The sequence below is a fragment of the Bradyrhizobium sp. SEMIA genome (genome assembly GCF_014844175.1).
Lineage (GTDB): Bacteria > Pseudomonadota > Alphaproteobacteria > Rhizobiales > Xanthobacteraceae > Bradyrhizobium > Bradyrhizobium arachidis.
The window spans coordinates 6524405-6542865 of record NZ_CP046601.1; the positions used below are offsets into that span (position 1 = coordinate 6524405).

Annotated in this window: 13 protein-coding genes and 1 pseudogene; 3 read left to right on the forward strand and 11 right to left on the reverse strand. The window is 57.8% G+C overall.

Annotated elements, in window-relative coordinates; all coding sequences use genetic code 11:
• Window positions 1-211 precede the first annotated feature (211 nt).
• From FOM02_RS31450 to FOM02_RS31460, 3 genes are all read right to left on the reverse strand, one after another.
• Window positions 212-493: a hypothetical protein gene (locus FOM02_RS31450; protein WP_265440532.1), complete on the reverse strand. Its 282-nt coding sequence runs from the start codon at window positions 491-493 to the stop codon at window positions 212-214.
• 17 nt (window positions 494-510) lie between these two features.
• Window positions 511-1563, reverse strand: a complete 1053-nt coding sequence (gene ltrA / locus FOM02_RS31455; RefSeq protein ID WP_265440533.1) for a group II intron reverse transcriptase/maturase — start codon at window positions 1561-1563, stop codon at window positions 511-513.
• A gap of 308 nt (window positions 1564-1871) precedes the next feature.
• Complete coding sequence (locus FOM02_RS31460; protein WP_265440534.1) at window positions 1872-2243, reverse strand: hypothetical protein; 372 nt, start codon at window positions 2241-2243, stop codon at window positions 1872-1874.
• A gap of 235 nt (window positions 2244-2478) precedes the next feature.
• Here FOM02_RS31460 and FOM02_RS31465 point away from each other — a divergent pair.
• A pseudogene (locus tag FOM02_RS31465) lies at window positions 2479-2690 on the forward strand (transposase); the annotation flags it as partial.
• A gap of 178 nt (window positions 2691-2868) precedes the next feature.
• Here the strand turns inward: FOM02_RS31465 and FOM02_RS31470 are convergent.
• Together FOM02_RS31470 and FOM02_RS31475 are read right to left on the reverse strand one after the other, a co-directional pair.
• Window positions 2869-4380 (reverse strand): porin, encoded by a 1512-nt coding sequence (locus tag FOM02_RS31470; protein WP_265440535.1) that lies wholly within the window; start codon window positions 4378-4380, stop codon window positions 2869-2871.
• Between the two features lie 1464 nt (window positions 4381-5844).
• Window positions 5845-6675, reverse strand: coding sequence for a Crp/Fnr family transcriptional regulator (locus FOM02_RS31475; RefSeq protein WP_265440536.1), 831 nt, complete (start codon window positions 6673-6675; stop codon window positions 5845-5847).
• A 345-nt stretch (window positions 6676-7020) separates the two neighbouring features.
• On the opposite strand from FOM02_RS31475, the gene FOM02_RS31480 reads away from it, so the two are divergent.
• Both FOM02_RS31480 and FOM02_RS31485 read left to right on the forward strand, forming a co-directional pair.
• On the forward strand, window positions 7021-7632 hold the full coding sequence (locus tag FOM02_RS31480) for an amidase family protein (protein ID WP_265440537.1): 612 nt from the start codon (window positions 7021-7023) through the stop codon (window positions 7630-7632).
• Window positions 7633-7711: 79 nt separating this feature from the next.
• Window positions 7712-8041, forward strand: a complete 330-nt coding sequence (locus FOM02_RS31485; RefSeq protein ID WP_322596919.1) for a hypothetical protein — start codon at window positions 7712-7714, stop codon at window positions 8039-8041.
• Between the two features lie 876 nt (window positions 8042-8917).
• Here the strand turns inward: FOM02_RS31485 and FOM02_RS31490 are convergent.
• The 6 genes from FOM02_RS31490 to FOM02_RS31515 form a co-directional block, all read right to left on the reverse strand.
• Window positions 8918-9904 carry a D-2-hydroxyacid dehydrogenase gene (locus FOM02_RS31490; RefSeq protein WP_265440539.1) on the reverse strand — a complete coding sequence of 329 codons (987 nt, stop codon included), beginning with the start codon at window positions 9902-9904 and terminating at the stop codon, window positions 8918-8920.
• Between the two features lie 214 nt (window positions 9905-10118).
• On the reverse strand, window positions 10119-11222 hold the full coding sequence (locus FOM02_RS31495) for an extracellular solute-binding protein (protein ID WP_265440540.1): 1104 nt from the start codon (window positions 11220-11222) through the stop codon (window positions 10119-10121).
• A gap of 499 nt (window positions 11223-11721) precedes the next feature.
• The gene (locus FOM02_RS31500) at window positions 11722-12903 is read right to left on the reverse strand and encodes a M24 family metallopeptidase (protein WP_265440541.1); all 1182 of its coding nucleotides are present in this window, start codon (window positions 12901-12903) and stop codon (window positions 11722-11724) included.
• 239 nt (window positions 12904-13142) lie between these two features.
• The gene (locus tag FOM02_RS31505) at window positions 13143-14195 is read right to left on the reverse strand and encodes an extracellular solute-binding protein (protein WP_265440542.1); all 1053 of its coding nucleotides are present in this window, start codon (window positions 14193-14195) and stop codon (window positions 13143-13145) included.
• A 1160-nt stretch (window positions 14196-15355) separates the two neighbouring features.
• Window positions 15356-16939: a gamma-glutamyltransferase family protein gene (locus tag FOM02_RS31510; RefSeq protein WP_265440543.1), complete on the reverse strand. Its 1584-nt coding sequence runs from the start codon at window positions 16937-16939 to the stop codon at window positions 15356-15358.
• Window positions 16940-17330: 391 nt separating this feature from the next.
• On the reverse strand, window positions 17331-18365 hold the full coding sequence (locus FOM02_RS31515; RefSeq protein ID WP_265440544.1) for an aspartate/glutamate racemase family protein: 1035 nt from the start codon (window positions 18363-18365) through the stop codon (window positions 17331-17333).
• Between the last annotated feature and the right edge of the window lie 96 nt (window positions 18366-18461).

Here is an 18461-nt window from a genome sequence, read left to right on the forward strand (position 1 = left end):
TCGCAGATTCCAATTCGCGCAAAAAGTTAATCGGATGGTGATGCTGACACGCGAGTATTGCCACGACCAATCACGGAGCTGCCGGTATGTCCGCATCTCACCCATCGGATCTCTGAGGGTCGTGGTCGAGTAGCTCGGCCATTAGGCTTTGCCCTCACAGATCCGGGCGGGCGGATTTCCCGCACCCGGCTCTTCCCGAGAGTAACCCGCGTCATATCCGCGCCTGCGCCCATGTGCGAGTGATGCGTGGAGTTGGCAGGCGGAAGCGTGCCGTCAGGGTCTCGAACTCCGGCCAGCCCATGCGCCGACTTTTCTGGCTGCGCCGTCTCAGACAACGCAGCCAGATTCGACGCACTTCGCGGTAGAAGCCGTTGAGCGCTGGATAATTGTGCGGCCTGCCATAGTAGCCATAGTGCCCGCGCAGCACGGCGGCGAACCACTCGTGCTGCTTGGCCAGTGGCGCGTGCATGAGCCGCCAGGCGTCCTGGCGCAACGCCGTCAGCTTCCGCGTCAGGCGTTTCCTTCCGTCTTGTGCTTCACGATGAACCGGCCATCCCGGGTCCGCACGCAGTAGTGGGTGAAGCCCAGGAAGGCGAAGGTTTCTGGCCGCCGCTCGCCGCGCCGCTGACGCGAGAGGGCCGCGAACCGGCCAAACTCGATCAACCGCGTCTTGTCCTCATGGAGCGTCAGGCCGAAGCTGGCCAGCCGCGCCTTGAGGGCCAAGAGCATTTCCTGCGCATCGGCCTTGCTCTCGAAGCCCATGACGAAGTCGTCCGCATAGCGCACGGTCACGATGCGACCGCGTGCGTGGCGACGACGCCATTGGTGGATCCAGAGATCGAGGATGTAGTGCAGGAAGATGTTGGCAAGGAGCGGGCTGATGCCTGCCCCTTGCGGCGTGCCCCTGTCCGTCTCTTGCTTCTCGCCGCTTTCAAGAACGCCAGCTCGCAGCCACAGCTCGATGAGCCGTAGGATACGAGGATCGGCGATCCTGTGCGCCACCATCCGCAGCAGCCACTCGTGGTCGACGGAGTCGAAGAAGCTGCGAATGTCGGCATCGAGCACCCAGTTTACGCGCTGGCTCATGATCGTCGTATGCAGGGCATCAAGCGCCATATGAGGATTCCGCCCCGGCCGGAAGCCGTAGGAGAATCCGAGGAAGTCGACCTCGTAGACCGCGCTCAACACCTCGGCCACCGCGCTTTGGACGATCTTGTCCTCGAGCGCCGGCACACCGAGAGGCCGCTTGTCGCCGTCGGCTTTGGGAATGTAGACGCGCCGCACCGGCTGTGGCCGGTAACGAGCAGTGTGGACCGGTGCGCAGAGGTCGCGGATGTTATCCGTGAGCCCTTCTTCGTATTTTGCCACCGTCACCCCATCGACCCCCGCGCTGGCCTGCCGCTTTTGTCGCCAAAACGCCCGAAGCAGAGCGACTTCATCGATGTGGTGCAGCAGGGCCGTGAACCGGGTTTGGGCAGCCTGCTTGGCCGCCGCGTTCACCCGCTCGAGGTTTGGCAGCAAGGTAACCCGGCTCTGCGTCCGGACCCTGGCCTCCTCGTGCAAGCTCCCCTCGGGCTGGTCCCTTCCCTCCATGCGTCTCGTTACCTTCGACGACTTCACAGGTACTACGAACCAGTCCGACTCCCGACCTCGGCTCGGACCGCGGCTCTGGCAATGCCTTGCCGCTGTCCCCCACTGGAGACCAATCCAATGGACCCGGTCGGGCCTCTCATGTTCCGATGATTACCTTCCATGCGTGATCCGGCCATCGACCCCGACGGAGCGGCATCGTCTCGCCTATCGACGGTGCTCGTGCTGCCTTCGTGCTTAGGGAACACACTCGGCCTCCGCGAACTTCCACCTTTCGAGGCTCATTCCCGCACCCCGCATGGCTCCTGTCTACACTTCGGACCCCGCGTTACCACGACGCCCGCAAGACTCGGTCCCGGCTTGCCTGCTTCGGCTTTGGCCGGATGGGACTTGCCCCCACAAGCAATCATCAGCTTGGCATGACGTACTCCCCAGTGATGGTGTAGTTCGGCGAATGGCGCGCCTCGCGAGTCCGTCATGCTGTTGCCGGTCGCCTCGAGCACCACCTCATCACTGGCCAGCAGCGTCTTGCCAAACCCTTCCAGCGCAGTCCGCGTGATATCAATGCGGCCCGCATGTCGGAGCCTGCCGTCCTCCCTAAATACGACCTCTCCGAAAGTTCGGTGGACGTCGATGCCAATCACCCGTCGCACTCGCACCTCCTGACAGACATATGAGGGGAACTTCGGGCGACACGACAACTACGGATTCGCGCTCTCGGCGCAACCGGGCGAGTCGCAGAGGCGACCAGCTACTAACTCGAGCTCTCGGCTCATTGAATGTATCGGCCTGCCCGCACATCGTGCTCCCGGTGCCTCTGTCCCGATGGTCATACGCTACGATGTAGAATACCGCAGCGGAACGTTGGCACCGAGAAGTCTCATTCTGGTTACCAATCCGATCGAGCTTAACGGTGAGATCAAGCGGCGCACCGAGGTGGTCGGCATCTTCCCGAACGAAGATGCCATCGTTCGCCTCGTCGGGGCGATCCTGCTCGAACAGAACGATGAATGGGCCGTCCAACGCGCCCGTTACACGAGGCTGGAAACCATCGCGCCTTTGAGCGATGATCCACCGTCAGCCTTCCGGCAATCGCCAGCGGATCTGCCCGGCTCCTGCCGGTGAACGCGGTGCCCCGCCGCCAGCTACACCACCCAATGGGACACGATCTCTCTAAGTTCGAAAAGGCCTCCGGCGGGCATGCCGAAGGCCTTCTTGGAGGTTGACACTTAGATGAGTAGAAGCGCTTCCTTTCTCCTTCCGCTAGTTATTAGAGAATTAGAAATTGCGCTGAGCTCGGACCAGCAGCGTGAGCGCATTCTGGTCCTTCAGCTCATACGTAGTACCCGGCTTGGCAATCGAATTCTGCACCGGCAAAACGACCGTGCTTCCGCTCGCGTACTTCTGGTCCAGCATCGTGTATGCGAGTTCGGCCGAGAAGGTCAGCCCCTTGACCGGAGTCCAACCCGTCCTCGTACCGACGACCGCGTAGTTGAAATCAGGGTTGCAGCCAGCAAGGCCAGTCGAGAGCGCGAGACCTGGAACGACAGCGCCGCAGATATACCCCTTGGCTGTACCGTTGTAGCGCACTGCAGACCAGGCGCCGAAGACGCTGCTGGCCCATTGCGGGTTCCAGTTGTGAGTATAGCCGCCGTTGAAGCCGAATGTCGTAGTCAGCTCCTGGCCCGAGCCCGTCACGAATACCGAGTCAGACACACCAGCGAGCCCGACGCTCTGGTAAGCGCCGGCGAGGCCCGTGCTTCCGTACATCGCGTAGCTGGGGGCATTCGTATAGTCTTGGAAGTTATAACGGCTTGCGCCCTTCGTATACACGGCTGTCAGGTTGATCGTATCCCCCGCACCGGTAGGGATGTTCTTGATCGACAATGCCAGCTGACCGGCCCCGCCCCACTTGTCATCCGGATGGCCGGTGAGTTCGGTCGCGCCATAGTACGCAACATGGTTATTATGCGCTGCGACCGAGGCTTTGAAATAGCCCCAGCTCTGGTCGACGGTAACGGATCCGATGAGGTCAGGAGCCCTCGCGCCCCCGAAATCGTTAGCGCCGTACGCACCGGCGGCAAGTCCTCCAACTGATGCGGCGCTCACGTTCCAGACAGCGAGCTGGTTGCGCGAAACCTGATCCTCGGCCGACAACGAGGCCGAGATGCCTTGCCCGAAGTCAAACGTATAGGCGACCTGGTTCACGGGATCCCAACCGCCAGAACCCGTTAGCTCGAAAGATTGCGCCACATATTGGCCCCAAGGAGTGCTGAACTGAGACGTCGCCTTGCCGAACGTGAAGCCAGCGAATTGAATGAACGCGTAATAGAGACCGGGTGTACCCTGAGCGACCTGATTGCCAATCCCGGTCGTATAAGTCGTGCCGCCCGCCCCGTTGCCGCTATAGGCGCCTCCGGTATACGTCCAGGCCATCTCACCGAACGTACGGAGCACGCCGTACTCGGTGGCTGTACGCGTGTCGACCAAGAGGTCTTGACGGACGCGCGCGCTGTAATATTCGCTCAGACGGTTGTGCGCGCCACCCACACCGCTGTCCGGCGGAGCATAATGGTAACTCGTGTTGAATGCCGTTTCAGCTCGCAGATAGCCACCCAATTTGATACACGTGTCAGTGCCGGGAATGTAGTAGAACCCAGCGCCGTACAGGGAGCAGACTTTAACGTATTCAATCGCTTTAGCCTTGACCGGAAGATCGGCCGCGTGTGCCCCGCCCAACGAGATTAGAGCCGCCGCCGAACCTAGAAAAAGGCTCTTTGCCATTTTCATAAAAGACCTCCAGATGTATCGCTTGAAGAGTGGCCGCTCACCCCAGAGTTTGGCCATCTTCGCCCCCCGATCATTCTCGACCGACAGGGCCTTCCTCGAACGCCCGCTGCTAGAAGAACCACTGGCGTCGCGGTGCGGACCATTCCGCCGCTCGCAAGGTTACGTTGACAGATTGCGTTCGACATCGGCGTGAAAACTTTGTACGAAACGCACAAACGCATGGCCGCGCTCGACCACAGTGCTCTAATCGCGTCACAAACGTACGGTTAGTACCAAACATGCGAATGGACGTACGTTACGTACGCACGTCGTTTCAGTTACCCCAGTTTAACTGCACGCTGGGAATGTTCGCACTCGCATTGAGAATTCGAGAGCCGCGCGCTGAGATATGCAAATCTGGTCAGACCGCTCCGCGCGGCCCGCAGAAGGCAAGTCTCGACGCCGATGCGAATGAGTACGAACAGTTGGCTTTGGGCAGAACAACTCGAGAGGAAGTGCGAAGCGTCGGGAACTATTATGGATGATCGGAATTGCGGGGGCGAACATCCAAGAGCCGATGCGTATGAACCGCCCATGCGCTGACCACCCCGCGCCCGCCGCTTGTCGAATTCGCACAGCTCGCGGACGCTGAGCACCGAATTGAGGGGGCTGGCACGACAATCTACGTCCTGCTTTCTTCGCCTTCCACCTGACGCACACTGTCTCCGGCTTGCGGTAGAGTTATCGAGCCAGGCCTAACATCGCCTCAAGACATCGGGCGCACCACACGAATGATCGGGACTCTGGGTTCGATCGCCTCGCGTGCTATTTTGTTTGAAGATTGGCGGGCAATCAGCAAGGACATTGGTCTATGCTTTTGCTCGGCGTAAGAACAACGCTTTGTGAGCCGATCACCCTGAGGTTAAGAAAACCCCCGACGGAAGATCGAAAAAACACCATCGCCTAGAAGGCACTTGACGGTACGATAGAGTCCAGGAGCTTGTGCGGAATGCAGAATAGAGCCGCGTCTCGCGCAATCCGCGCGACCTTTCCGCGCGCGACTTGACTGATCTCTGCGAATAACAGAGGATCTTGCGATAGCGTGGACTCCTCATTTCAAATTGAACTTCGTTTGATCGTCGGGGCTGACGAACGAAAGAAAGGCACTCGGCTGTCAGAGATCGAGCTGTGACGCGCATGCCGAGAGCAACGAATGGCCTCGTCAGGTATTGTTCGCGGAAAATTCAGTCGGATGTAATCTGCCACTGATCATGATGACCTGTCAGCCCGCGTGCGTTGATCGCGCATTTCAGATGCCACAGCGTCACGCCTCAAGGCTTTTTAATCGAGGAACTATTACCCTGCCCGCAGCACCGGCAGTGCCGCGCGATCTCCATGGCGAACCGAACATGCGACACGTCCGTCTGCGATGCTCTGCCATAATGAACGGCAGCACGCACCCGAGCGCGCGGCTCGCGCCTGGGGCTATGGATCGATGGCCGATATCGCGGGCTCGCTTGTGGCATAAGCGCCCGAAATAAGCTTGTAACAGCTGCACGCCTTTTGCTCGAGGCTCGTGCGTTCCTCAATCCGCAACACGCCGCGAGTTTTGCTAATCAACCCTCGCTCTTCGAATCGGATTAAGGTTTCCGTTACCCCAGCCCGGCGCAATGCTAGAACGGAAGAGAGGTAGTCATGCGTAACCGGAAGCACATCAGCATCAAGAGCATCGCTCGCTAAACATAGCCAGCACGCGAGCCGCCTTTCGCGATCATGTCTTACGCCGCACAACCCGGTCTGAGCGCAATGCAAGCTCAGCGCATGGACGTACCGAAGAAGATGTTCTTGGATTTCGGAGTGCTCGCGCATCGCGAGTCGCAGATCTTCAACACGTATCCTGTGTGCGCTTCCCGCAAAGAGCACAACAGATTGATGTGTCGCAAGATGCGGCCCGAATAAGAGCGGAGCGCCGATAGCTCCGCCGTGTCCTATAACCGCTGTTTCAAGAACGCTTCCTGCGGCGACAATCCTGAGCGAAACAAGTCCCGACTCTACAAAGTAGACGTAGTCAAGCGGCTTTTTCGGCTCTTGCAGGACCATGCGTTCTTTTAGAACGATCGGCTCGAGGAATTCCGCCATCGCAGCGAGCCCTTGAAGGGAAATCTTCGCCAGAATTTCGTTTTTAATAAAGCGCCGCGCAGGAGAGCGGACCGCGCCGGACCAATGGAGCATCCGATGTGCATCGGAGGTCCGAGCGAGAGCTGCAGCGCCCGGGATTTCAAGTGCTTCGCGGACGGCGGGTACGTGGTCGGTCATGCTGCAGGCGTCTCTCTCGTTAAGAAACTTTATTTAGGTCAACCCCTTCACGAACTGTTGATTCCTAGATTAGCAACACGTCGCCACCAATTTGTGCAATGAGGTGGCGCTCGGAGAGTAAATCCTGCGAGGGAGTGGCTTCCATCGAATCATTTCGTCGTCCCCTCGTTGCGCATACCTGCGCTTCTCTACTGAGGCGCCTTGTTGAAGGGCCCGGTGCTTTTACCTCTTCCCTGCGAATTCTGAGCGCGCGGATCGCGTGCTAGCCGACGTGCTTCCAGAAATGAGCAATGAGGGACCTCTGCGCGGCATTGCTGTTGCGATACCTCAGATCTTCCGACGGAGATGGGGTCGCCGATCTACAAAGGCTGGCAGCCGCGTGCGGATGCGTCAGTGGTGATGCTGCTTAAGCGCGCCGGTGCAACCATCGTCGGCAGAACCACAACGAGCGCATTCGCCGGGCACAATCCCACCGTCACACTCAATCCGCGCAATCGTGCCCATACGCCGGGCGGCTCGTCGGCAGGCTCAGCAGCAGCAGTGGCTGCTGGCATGATTCCACTCGCGGTAGGCACGCAAACCGCTGGCTCGGTTATCCGCCCCGCCTCGTTCTGCGGCGTGGCTACAATCAAGCCGTCTTATCGGCTGCTGCCGACCGTCGATGTAAAATGTTGTTCCTGGACGCTTGATACAATTGGGCTGTTTGCGGCCACCGCGGAGGACCTTGGGTTCGCGCTTGCAGCGATAACAAAGCAGCCGGAGCTTGCAGGCTATGAGTTGACCAATCGGCTACGCATTGGCGTAGTTACGCAGGATTTTGCCGGCCTAGCGGAATCAGACTCCGAAACGGCATTACGGAAAGCGACTTCAGCGGCGCAGCGCGCCGGCGCCGACGTCCAGATCCTCGAGCTACCCGCTATCTTTGCGGAAACTTGGCAGGTTCGTTCTAACATCTAGGATTTCGAGCTGCACCGCGCCCTCGCCTGGGAATACCAGACGCATTCACGACGCGATTGCGCCGAACCTACGTGCCAGGATGGATGAGACCACGGACATTCCGCGAACGGCTTACAGTGCGGCGTTGCACATCGCAAACAACGCGCGCGCCGCATTCGACAATGCACTATCCGATCTCGACGTGATCCTGACCTATTCCGCGCCTGGCACGGCACCGAAGGGTTTGGATTCGACCGGTGGCGCGCGCTTCAACAGTCTCTGGACAGTCTTAGGCTCGCCATGCGTCAACGTGCCTGCTCATATTGCAGAGAACCACTTGCCTGTCGGAGTGCAAATCATCGCACGCCTCGGCGAGGATGCCAAGGCACTCGCCGCCGCGAGATCCCTCGAAAGCGCGTTGCGCCGCTGAAGTTCAATTTGGGATCCGAACTATGACTCTGATTTCCGCTGGCACAGTTTCAACGGCCACGGGGTTTACGCGCGTGCGCTGCCGTTCAGCTCTTTATCAAAGCGCGGTCAGTTGGCGCCGTTCGCCATCCTCACTTCATGATTGCTGACAGGCCAGGAGGTGTGCTGATCGTACCCCTGGCAGGTCGCGCTCAGCGCCGCGGCTAAGTCCGTCAAGAAGCAAATCGCCAGGCAAGTCTGACTACCTCATGGATAGGCTTGCTGAGTGTAACAGTCGCTCCGGATCGTGGGTCCGCTAACCACCGCGCTGCCGGCGGCTATTCCGCGCAATACGCGATGTTTGATTAAATTCGAGCCTACCGGCTTGAGAGGCCGTCTGCATTAATAGGCTTGCGGCGTGCGTGCTCGCAATCGATCCGCTCAGTCGCGAGCATCAGTTGTTTTGAGAGCAGGGCGCCACTCGGTAGGCCTGCCCACCAGCGTCGCCCGTGCGTCGATGAGTAAGTCTCGTCGTTGCTTCATCCGTCCAAACACGGTGAACCACAGCTTCACGCGCTCGCCTTTTCCCTCCCGGTAGAGCTTGATACAGGATCGCTGGTGACGCATTGCTGCTCGGAGGTCTCTGGCGATAGAAGGTCTGGTTCGGCGCTGCGCCAACGCATTGCGGCTGCCGGCCCACTCGAGTAGCCTTTCGGTTTGATGCTCTTTATCGAGGCGCAGGTATCGCCGGGAGCCATCCACCGATTATGATAGCTCGATAAGCGCTTCACGTTGGGCCGCCTTGGGTTCGCGGCGAGGATTTCGCCGCACGTGCTTGTTCTCCTCCTTGAGCCAAACGACGGTTTCTCGCGACGTTAAGTTCTCGCAAATGGACCCGTCAGTAACCCCGCTTCAGATCGACAACATTAAGTAGGGGTCTCTTCTCAATGAAACGCTGCAGGTTATCGCCGAATATCTCGAATACACGTGTGTTGTAATCGCTCGGGTAACCAGAAATATGGGGAGCAACGATGACATTAGGCATCGTCCAGAGTGGGCTATCTATCGGAAGTGGTTCTCGCTCAAATACGTCGAGGAGGGCTCCGGCGATCGTGCCTGCGTGGAGCGCCGCGACGAGCTCACTTTCGACAACCACCGAGCCCCTGGCGATATTAATCAGGAACGCGCTGCGGCGCATGAGTTGAAGCTGATCGCGGCCGATTAGCTTGGTTGTTTCTGGAAGGCGGGGAACGGCAAGGACCACGAAGTCAGAGAGCTGCAGGAGTTCAGGAAGGCCATCCGGAGGAACGAGCTTGTCAACGCCCGCGATAGCCTCGCTCACGTCTCGTTTGGAGCCGATTACCGTCATCCCCGCACTTTTGCCGCGGCGAGCGATTGCGGCACCAACTGAACCGAGCCCGACCACGCCGAGCGTCCGCTCGGCCAGCGGCGCGACACATCGCGGACGCCACTCCTTTCGAGACTGCTCCCGCATGAGCCCCGGGAAATCCCACTGCATCATGCCGATACCCGTCATTACAAAATCGGCGATGAGTTCGCCATGAATGCCCCGAGCATTCGTAATGATGAGGTTGAGGTCACTGATACGGTCGCGGACCGGTAGGAACGCTTCAACGCCTGCGACGGTGGTCTGGATCCAGCGCAGTCTACTCGCCTTCTCAAAGAGCCGAACAGGAAAACTCGAGGGGCTGGTCAAAATAATGTCGGCCTCTGGCACATGACATTCAAGAGCCTGCGCATCTTTGGCGCACAAGACGCGAATTTCGGGAAAGCGACCACGGATCAACGGCACATAATGATCGGCGGCGGGATCATGGATGAGAATGGTGATGCCATCTGCTACCGCAGGCGTGGAGAATGTCATACTCAGCTTGTCCTACTTCTTTGGCGCCGGAGCGTATCTAGAGAAACGAGGGAAGACGCGACTCTCGTCGAGCATGTATTGCAGAAAGATCGCCGGGCGTCCGACTGCCCCCGAGACGGAAACCTCCGGCGCGGCAGTTGTTCACACTCAATTCAATCGAAATGCGAACTTCAATGCCATGTGCCCAAACAAAGCGCTCCGCGGGGCCCCTCCCCTACGTTCGCACGATTTTGTTGACCCGCTCGAGTCGAGCGCTGCGGCCAGCGATCCACTTTTCCCAATCAATTTTCTTCTTCAAGGCATTGCGCTCAGGCGAGTCGAGCAACAGATCTTTGCGGATCTCTTCGGGTAACTTGACGTCGGTAGTTACGCCATACCGAATTGCCCGCGGCAGTCCAAGCATGCCTTCGTCAGAGAGCAACTGCTCAGCAAACGCGTGTGCGGCTTCCGGATGCCTCATGCCCTTAACCAGGTTCATGTACGTGCTCACGGAGTAGAGGCCTTTAGCGGGAACGACGGTCTCAATTGGAGCACCCTTGCTGCGCAATTCGTACGCACGACCGTCAAAGAAGATGCCCGCATGCACTTCTTCGTTCTGGAACATCTGTATTTCGGCGACGCTACTCTGCGCTAGAGCAACGATGTTCTGCTTCGCGGCCTCCAGAACCTTATACGCCGGCTCCATGTCCGAGACTGAGCCCCCGTTTTCTTCAGCTAAGCCGAGAAGATAGAGGTTGCCAGCGTCGAAAGTTGGCGCTGGAATGACCACGCGACCCTGCAGGTCCGCCCGCGCAATATCCGAATACGAGGTGAGCGGCTGCTTAATGTATTTTGAATTGTAAACCGGCACAACGGTGTAAACACTGAATGGAACACCGTAGTTATCGTACTCGCGAAAGTTCGGAAGGATACGTCGAATGTTGGGAACATCTTTCGGCCCGATCTCCTGGATGATGCCGGCCTTGAGCAGTTCGACCATGAGGGCGCTATCCGCCTGGAACAGGTCATATGGCGGATTATCCTTGTTCGCGATTAGTTTGACGACGTCTGCCGATTGATTGCCAGCGATGATTTGAATCTTGAGCCCGTACTTCTCGTCGAGTGGCGCAGCTACGCTTTTCATTAGGGCTTCGTCCCAGGCGCCCCCAAATCCGTTTAAACGCAGCGTAACGCCAGCAAACTTTTTCGACTGAGCTTGAACGTAGGGCGTGGCCAGAACGGCCGTGGCAGCCGTCGCGAGCTTCAAAAATGTTCGCCTTTCCATTTCCGATCCCTCCTTTTTCCCCTTGATGAAGACGATCGCCTGATTCTTCGACAACGCATCATCGATAGTCGGTTCGCTCGGAGCTGGCGAAATCGAGCGTCAGCGCCATGGTCTGTAAGCGGCCAGCGGCTGGCGGGGAGGTGATTGAGATACGCGCACTCGCCCCCCCGCGATCTACCCGGCGGTACTCGCTCGTCTCCACGCCAGATCTCGAGAGCTGGAAGTGCACCAGACAGCACACACTTCGTGATCCGACGGTATATTCCGCCGCGAGAGTAGCTCGCCAACTGAGCTACATTTATCCGATAGGACACTCTATTTAGCAGAAATTCTGCGCCGGAGAGGCCGAATCCGGCGCTTTCATGTCAACACTCCTCAAGAAGGCTACTCAAGCCACGTGCGCAGTCGAGAAGATGAGTAACGACCAGCCTCGAGCGCACCGCGCCTTGTCTCGATCTTCAATTGCTCCGCCCCGATCCCGGCGTCATGCAAGAGCTGGTGTGTCGGGACGGGGTATACAGAAGCGGAACGTGATCCTGACGAGGTCGATTCCCTACTTCACAATGAGTTCTCGTGGGAACTCGCAAAGGCATTGGGCTCCGCTCTCAGTCATCCGAACCGATTCACTGATCATCAAACCCCATTCATTCGTCCAGATTCCGGGTATGCAATGGAACGTCATATTTGGCTCGAGCACAGTCCGGTCTGATGGCCGTAGACTATATGTGAGCTCACCCCAGGTTGGCGGATATCCAATTCCGATGGGATAACCAATCCGACACTCTTTGAGCAACCCATAACGGTTGATGACCCGGCGCCAGATTCCCTCAACCTCGCCGCACGTCATACCCGGACGGACAGACTCAACAACAGTCGTGAGACCTTCAATCAATATATTTGCCGTGTCCTTCAGTTGTTTGGGTGGCGCGCCTAGGTGAACCGCCCTTGCTAAAGGAGCATGGTAACGATGCCGGCACGCACCTAACTCAATACTGGTCAATTCGCCTTGCTTGTGTGCAGCATCTATCCACGTCAAATGAGGCGTTGCCGATAACCGACCCGCCGGGAGCAATGGCGGCTTACACATGTACTCTCCAGAATGATCATCGTCTCCGTAGATCTCTCTATAGTAGATCTTCGCTGCGACCTGGCTTTGCCTTACGCCAGGAGCGATTTCATTTACCGCATCATACATTGCCTGGCTTGAGATCTTTCCCGCTTGCATCATGTATTCGAGCTCAGTGGACGACTTGACGGCTCTGACCCAATTGACGAGCCGATCAGCGTCCTTGAGCTGCGAATTCGGCAATTGAGCTGTGAGCACTTCGTGAGAGCGGGCCGAATAATAGTAGTTGTCCATCTCGACCGCGACTATTTTCGCGCTCAACTTTCTTGAGCGAATGGTAGACGCGATAAACTCCATGGGATGCGATGATTTGGACCCCACAAATTCGTCTCCGTAGGAAAGCACGTTCTCCGGTTTCATGTAAACCGTCAGTAGTGCACCAAGCTCATCGATATTTCGCACCACCAAGATCGGCTCATCTTCGGTGAGAGAAACGATCAGCATCTGATGAGTATAGTATGAGCAGGCATCGTATCCCGAGAGGTAAAAGATGTTGGCAGGACAACTGACAAGCAGGAGGTCAATTCCTGACGCTTGCATTCTATGCTTCGTGTTGCTGACTCGCTGAGTCATTTCGGCATTTGAAAACGGTCTTTTCGGTTCGTTCATGTAGCCCTCCCTCGGGCGGTTGCTGGAAATGGGACCCTTGGCTCGTGCTGAGCCGGGCGTTTTGGAACAGAGGAGCGCTGCTCCCGACCTCGCGTGCGAAGTTGCTTGTTCGGGCCTGGACGCTCTGCGATCGGCGTTGCCGTTTCGTCGCACTTTGTTTTGAACGAACCAACTCCAACTGAGCTTAGCGCGGCAGCGCCCGTCCGCCCCTGAAGTGGCTGCACACTACTGCATAAGACCTAGCCTCGAATTATTTTGTTCACGCGTTCGATCCGATCGCCGCGGTCTGCCATCCACCGTTGCCAATCGACTTTCTTCTTCAGGGCGTTTCGCTCGGAGGAGTTGAACAGGAGGTCTTTGCGAAGGTCCTCCGGCAAGTTGACGTCCGTCGTTACACCATACCGAAGCGCCTGGGGTATACCGAGCATGCCTTGATCGGAAAGTAACTGCTGGGCCAGGGCATATGCAGCTTCAGGATGCTTCATCCCTTTGACAATATTTATGTAGATGACGACGGAGTAGATGCCTTTGGTCGGGACGACGGTCACAATGGGAAGCCCCTTGGTACGCAGTTCGTGCGCGCGACCATCCCAGAAGCTGCCTGCGTGAGCCTCTTCGCTTTGAAAGATCTGCACCTCGGCGACGTTGGTCTGTGCGAGCGCGACTATATTCGGCTTCGCGGCCGTCAATAATTGGAATGCCGGCTCCATGTTCGTGACTGAACCACCATTCTCCTCAGCCAGGCCAAGAAGATACAGGCTGGCGGTGTCTTGTGTCGGAGCTGGAATGACCACGCGACTTTTCAGATCCGGCCTGGCGAGAACTGAATACGAGGTCAACGGCTGCTTGATGAATTTCGAATTGTAAACCGGAATCACCGACGCGACGTTGAATGGCACGCCGTAATCGCCATACTCGCGGAACCCAGGAAGGATACGCTTGATGTTGGGAACGTCTGCCTGCTTGATCTCTTCGATCACGCCGGCTTTAAGTAGCTCGACCATGACGGCGCTATCGGCCATGTACATGTCGTAGGGAGGATTGTCTTTATTCGCAATAAGTTTGATTAGGTCAGACCCCGTCGCACCGGAATTGAATTGTATCTTTAATCCGTATCTCTCTTCGAGCGGCGCGCCCACGCTCTTCATAAATGTTTCATCGTAAAGTCCACCGTATCCGTTTATGCGCAGTGTAATACCGGCAAACTTCTTCGATTGAGCATGGACGAACGGAGCATCCAGAGCGCCGACAGCAGCCGCTGTCCCGAACTTCAAGAATGTTCGCCTTTTCATTTCTGCAATCTCCTTTCTTCGATTCCCTCTCTGAAGATGCCGGCTAGGCGTTACTCCTTCCACGAACTGCACCCGCTGCTAGATGGAGCAATTATTGCAGGTTTCGTGGAAACGGAGCGCCGCTCGAAAGGTGTGGCGTTCGCTCTCGTGCTAAGGCGCTGACGTCGTTGTGAATGGGTACTCGGGGTGCTCGACTCTACGCGCGCCGTTGAGCTTGCCGTCCAGCCCGGATAGCTCCTAGCTGGCCATTTTATCAATTCGCTGCGATGGCTGGACAAGCACCGCTTCCCGATCACGCCCAACTGCTCGTTGCAAACGCTTGTCTCCCCAGGAGATGCTTGCACCTATCTCGAAGACTAATAGTGGCGGAGTCTGGTTTTAGTCATTATCAGGCTTGGGTCGAAGAAAATCGGCGCAATCAGTCGGTATGAAGCTTTATACGCGTGCGCAACGAGCGTGACCGACGCTTCCCGCTGACACTCAATTTCATCGTCAGGGGTCAAATCGCCCGGTTTGATGGGCAGTGAGTCCGCCGCCGGGAGGACGAATATTGAGTGCCGGATCGATTTGGTTCGGCTAACTTGGTGAGCGGCCGGCACGGCGTCGAGGAGCACTCGATAGCCGCCGTGACCAGCGGTGAACAGATACTTGGTGCGATGCTTTTGTCATCTGCCGCGTATCATCTGGCCAGGCAGGCCTGAAGAACGCATTGGCCTCGCCTGCACTCCGTCACGGATCGGGAGCCGAGCCCGAGCGAATCGCCAAGCATCACTCACTAGTGCCGGCCGGGCGATCACTCGGCTAAATCACACGGTGAACCGCTTCACACTCCGAAAGCCCGACGACGCGCTGAAGTCGCATTTGTGATCTTCGGCGAATATTGTACACGACGGAAATCCCACCGACCGAGATCTGAGCTAGACCGTCGTTGGCGTGGACCGCGGGTGGCTCGACATCTGCGCTCGCCCACGCATCATAGGTACCAATAGTCAGTTGAGGTTGTAAAGGGTTACCCAATTGCCTGAACTCGCAGCGCGGCCCCCACGAGCTGCCGTTGGCTGCTCTACCGGGATCGAGCTGCCGGAGTGTTAGCGTTGCGATGCATATGATACAGCTCCCTCGCGGATAGGCGTCAGCCCGTGCGATCCTTCCGGCAACAATCACTCCGCAATCGCGTATGAGGATCGTCGCGGATCTGCGCCGCCCATTACCAGACCGTCTCTCTTTCGGATTGCATTCACTCCACCCATGAAGCGAGACCAGCTGTCAACTCGCTTCACGGTCCAGCCGGCTTTGGCTAGCGCATCGTTCCACTTGGAGGGGCATCTGCTCTCCAGCATAACTTCCCGTCCGTCGTCGTGACGCAAGCGCGGCCACTCAATAGCGGACTGGATATCGAGTCCTTGCTCGAAGTGGCGTCGTATGACCTGAAAAAGTGCCTGCGGCTGGCCATGGTCTCCCGGCGTGGCTATGGCGAGTTCGACGCCCTTTTTCCCGGTCACCAGAGCCGGGCAGAGCGTGTGGAAGGTACGAAACCCGGCACGGAGGCCGCGAACCGGGTCGTTATCGAGGCGCTCGAGCATAGCGCGATTGTGCAATACGAGTCCGTGAATGGGGCAGACAACTCCCGATCCGAAAGATTCGAACAGGGATTGGACCCACGACACTGCGCGTCCCGCCGCATCTATGACGACCAACGTCGACGTGTCGCCACCGCCCGCGACGCTCATGGCGGGTCCTGCTTGAAGCGCCAGTTTCCTAAGGCGGTCGGGCGAGAGCAGGTTCGGCGGCAGACAGATCCTACGCTGGTCAGCGCAGTAAGCGTCGCGCATAGAAAATGCTGCGGTTTTCCGTGCCAGATAGGCAACAGGATCGATGAGCGGATCCGACCTGTCAGGGGGCGGCGGCGCTGGCTGGACTTCCGATAGGGCGAGCATCGTGAGCAATGCAAGTCCTTGCGAGTTTGGCGGCGCCACATGCACCTCCCGCCCTCGCCAGGAAATTGACAGTCCGCCCTGGAACACTGTCGCGTGCTCCTCCAAGTCCTCGCAATCTATCAGCACGCCGCTATCGCGGGCTTCGGCGAGCCATTTCCGAGCAAGATCACCAGAATAGAACGATCGCCAACCCTGAGTTGATAGGACCCGCATGGTTTCGGCAGCAGCGGGTTGCTTCAAACGCTCTCCGAGGCGGCGGCCCCCGGCCGGACCGAAACCGAGAGCCAACGCTGGGAATTGTTTCACGAGGTCTGCGTATTCGGCTCCGTTGAAGAACTGAATCGACGATGTGTCGAGAGCGACGCCCTGCTCGGCGAGCTCGATGGCCGGTTCTAGCACTTCCGCTAACGAGCGAGTTCCGAACCGATCAAGTGCCTCACCCCAGGCCGCAACAACGCCAGGTACTGTGACCGGGAGAGGTCCGCGCTGTGGCATTGCAGTCAGACCGCGCTTGCGCAGCTCGTCAGGTGATGCAGCGCGTGGCGTTGCACCAGATCCATTGATTGCCGTGACGTCGCCGTCTGATGTCGCGTACAGCGCGATAGCGTCGCCTCCAAGACCGTTCATGAACGGAACGGCAATGGCAAGTGTGGCGGCGGCAGCAATTGCCGCATCCATCGCGTTACCGCCGCTTCGCAGCATTGCGGCTCCGGCTTCCGCGGCCTTGGGATGACCAGCCACGACCATCCCGCGATCCCCCATAATGACGGGGAGATGCGATCTAAAGACCTCCCCTTGAGCTGTCATGAATATTTTCTCCAGAATCCGAATTTGTTCACCGACACGTACGTGTCTGTCGGCCTTAGGCCGCGTTTGGACGTCAGAGACGAAGATGATGCTGCATGAGACGCGGATGCATCAGCGCATGCCTAGCTGCTCGAGGATTCGAGTCACACAGTCCAGCACCACGTCAATTTCAGCACCAGAACACCTCTGCGACAGCGCGCATTTCACTATCCCTTCTGTAACGGAGCGATTTCGAGAGTCACAGCGATGATGAACCGACAAGAGCCACCACTCTGATGTAGATCCTGATCCAGCTTCGCCTGATCACTCCACCAGATGAGGAGACGACAAATGGGAGGTTCGCCGCGCATTTCGCCATGGTGAACAAGACTCGCGACATCGGCGTCTGATGTCAGATCAGACCCGAAAAAGTATTGCGCGCACACGCATTATGAACGAGAGACACCAAGTGCGTGAAATCAAACACTGGCAGGTCGATTTCCGCCTGGATTGCTGCAGCATAGGGTGGCAGTAACGCGCATTCTAGGAGGAGAGCTCCTGTATCAGGAGCCTCATCGACGAGTCGCTTCGCCACTGTAACCACCTCATTCCTAATACGATGAAAGTCTAGGGTCGTCTTATTGTCCCATGCCGTTGCGGCGAACTCCGGACATCCATCCATCCCCACCACATGAATTCTCTTGGGGTCGATGTGCGCCGCTAAGAGATGTCGTGCGGATAGGCTCGCCGCATCGGCGGTAATAACACCGACACGACGCTCTCTTTGTAAAGTGGCAACGATAAACGGGATCAGCATGAGTGATGACGAAAATACGGGGATGCTAACCGCCTCAAGCAAATGATGCTGAAACAAGACGGAGAAGCCGCACGACGTAGTAATGGCATGGCAGCCCTGGTGCTCCAGGTAACGAGCACCGTCGATCCAAGGCTCGATGGCTTGCCGGAACTCCGTACTTTCTGCATCTAGGGCACCGAGATCGCGTACGGTGCCATTCCCCGAAGTCCCTTTGACGACATGGTGCAGAACTGGAAAAGCGAATGATGACGCATTTCCAATCGCACCGGGAGGCCGCGGGATATGCGTTTCGATCATCAGTATCCCAATCCGATGACCGTAAACGTTTTGTCCTCCTTTGAGCGAACCGCTTTCCATCACAAACCTCTCAGCGTTCGACGTGGCAGTTTGCGCGAGCAATTTGGCAGGAGATGCCTCCTCGCCATGCATGCCATCTGCGAAATCATCTGGAAATGATAGCTCGCATTTGGGCTCCTTTTCCTCAGAGGCGTCCGGCAGCGCGCACAAATTGCGCATAGCTTCCGCCAAACCGGTCTTTTTATGCAAAGCTTCAATAGGGAGTGTCGGAAGCGTATCGCCTGAGCCCAGAGCAGTGGCGCCACCAGGGCGAGTGACTTGAGGGTTCGCCACTCAGCAACGTCCCGGGCTCATCACGAAGGCAACAAATGTCGAATTGATCGCTTAATCGACCCACCAGCGCCACCATAACTGCGCAGAGTGTCGCTT

Excerpts from the sequence above, each read along its gene's own strand:
- FOM02_RS31500 (WP_265440541.1), bottom strand. The coding sequence starts at position 12,903 with ATGAACGAACCGAAAAGACCGTTTTCAAATGCCGAAATGACTCAGCGA.
- FOM02_RS31475 (WP_265440536.1), bottom strand. The coding sequence starts at position 6,675 with ATGACCGACCACGTACCCGCCGTCCGCGAAGCACTTGAAATCCCGGGC.
- FOM02_RS31490 (WP_265440539.1), bottom strand. The coding sequence starts at position 9,904 with ATGACATTCTCCACGCCTGCGGTAGCAGATGGCATCACCATTCTCATC.
- FOM02_RS31510 (WP_265440543.1), bottom strand. The coding sequence starts at position 16,939 with ATGACAGCTCAAGGGGAGGTCTTTAGATCGCATCTCCCCGTCATTATG.
- FOM02_RS31505 (WP_265440542.1), bottom strand. The coding sequence starts at position 14,195 with ATGAAAAGGCGAACATTCTTGAAGTTCGGGACAGCGGCTGCTGTCGGC.
- FOM02_RS31485 (WP_322596919.1), top strand. The coding sequence starts at position 7,712 with ATGGATGAGACCACGGACATTCCGCGAACGGCTTACAGTGCGGCGTTG.
- FOM02_RS31480 (WP_265440537.1), top strand. The coding sequence starts at position 7,021 with ATGGGGTCGCCGATCTACAAAGGCTGGCAGCCGCGTGCGGATGCGTCA.
- FOM02_RS31470 (WP_265440535.1), bottom strand. The coding sequence starts at position 4,380 with ATGAAAATGGCAAAGAGCCTTTTTCTAGGTTCGGCGGCGGCTCTAATC.